Below are 1,460 nucleotides of genomic sequence, written 5' to 3'. Positions count from 1 at the left end.
GGCTAAGTCCCCTGGGGTGGTGGGAATTCGGGGACGGGGCTGAGGTGGGCGGAGATGTTCAGGCCGTGTCGGTGCCGGTGTTGGGGTGGGCCATCGCGTAGTGGTCAGTGAGTTACGTACCAAAGTGACTCACCGAAGGAAACCGCGCGATGACCCTTGACCATTCTGCCCTGCTCGCTCAGCTCGATGCACTGAAGTCCGCTGACTCGGGTGCGGTGTTCGCCGAGTTGATCCGTTCCGGGTTGCAGCAGCTCATCGAGGCCGAGGCCACCGCGGCGATCGGCGCGGGCCGTTACGAACGCAGCGACGGCCGCACGGTGCACCGCAACGGGCACCGCCCCAAGACCGTCTCCACGACCGCCGGGGACATCGAGGTGCAGATCCCCAAGCTACGGGCGGGATCGTTCTTCCCGTCGCTGCTGGAACCCCGCCGGCGTATCGACAAGGCGCTGCACGCGGTCATCATGGAGGCCTACGTGCACGGGGTGTCCACCCGCAGCGTCGATGACCTGGTGACGGCGATGGGCGTGCAGACCGGGGTGTCCAAGTCGGAGGTGTCGCGGATCTGCGCCGGCCTGGACCGCGAGATCACAGCGTTTCGGGAACGCTCGCTGACCCACACCAGCTTCCCCTACGTGTTCTGCGATGCCACCTTCTGCAAGGTCCGCGTGGGGGCGCACGTGGTCTCCCAGGCCCTGGTGGTCGCGACCGGCGTGTCGATCGACGGCACCCGTGAGGTGCTGGGCACCGCGGTCGGTGACAGCGAGTCGTTCGAGTTCTGGCGCGAGTTCCTCGCCTCGCTTAAGGCGCGCGGCCTATCGGGGGTGCACCTGGTCATCTCCGATGCGCACGCTGGGTTGAAAGTCGCTGTGGCACAGCAGTTCACGAACTCATCGTGGCAGCGGTGCCGGGTGCATTTCATGCGGAACCTGCATACCGCGGTATCGGCCAAACACGCCCCGGCGGTTACCGCGGCGGTCAAGACCATCTTCGCTCACACCGAACCCGACGAGGTCGCCGCGCAGTGGGACCGGGTCGCCGACACCCTGGCCGCGTCGTTCCCGAAGGTGGCCGCGATGATGGGCGAGGCCAAGACCGACGTGTTGGCGTTCACTGCGTTCCCGAAGGCGCATTGGCAGAAGATCTGGTCGAATAATCCGATAGAGCGTCTGAATAAAGAGATCAAGCGTCGGGCCGATGTCGTGGAGATCTTCCCCAATCCGGCGGCGTTCCTTCGCCTGGCCACCGCGGTGGTCATCGAATCCCACGACGAGTGGCAGGTCACCCGCCGCTACCTCTCCGATGTCTCCATGGACGAACTACGCGCCGTGATCGCCGCCAAACACGCCGCGGCAGCACTTGCCAAACAACACCAAATCGCCTAGCGTTCACCATGACTCGTTGATCACAACGCGTGAACCACGCCAGATCCGAAGTCCACCACTCCCCGGGACGCTATC

Annotated in this window: 1 protein-coding gene; it reads left to right on the top strand. The window is 65.1% G+C overall.

The window, feature by feature from the left end:
- Positions 1-149 precede the first annotated feature (149 nt).
- Positions 150-1,385: an IS256 family transposase gene (locus tag AC3WTE_RS32590; RefSeq protein WP_036437208.1), complete on the top strand. Its 1,236-nt coding sequence runs from the start codon at positions 150-152 to the stop codon at positions 1,383-1,385.
- Positions 1,386-1,460: the final 75 nt, after the last annotated feature.

The sequence above is a fragment of the Mycobacterium sp. FW102-FHT13B02 genome (assembly GCF_058790275.1).
Note: the sequence above shows the minus strand (reverse complement) of the source record. Positions and strands in the feature narration are given on the sequence as shown.

Coding starts and splice junctions, on each gene's coding strand:
- AC3WTE_RS32590 (WP_036437208.1), top strand. CDS start 150: ATGACCCTTGACCATTCTGCCCTGCTCGCTCAGCTCGATGCACTGAAG.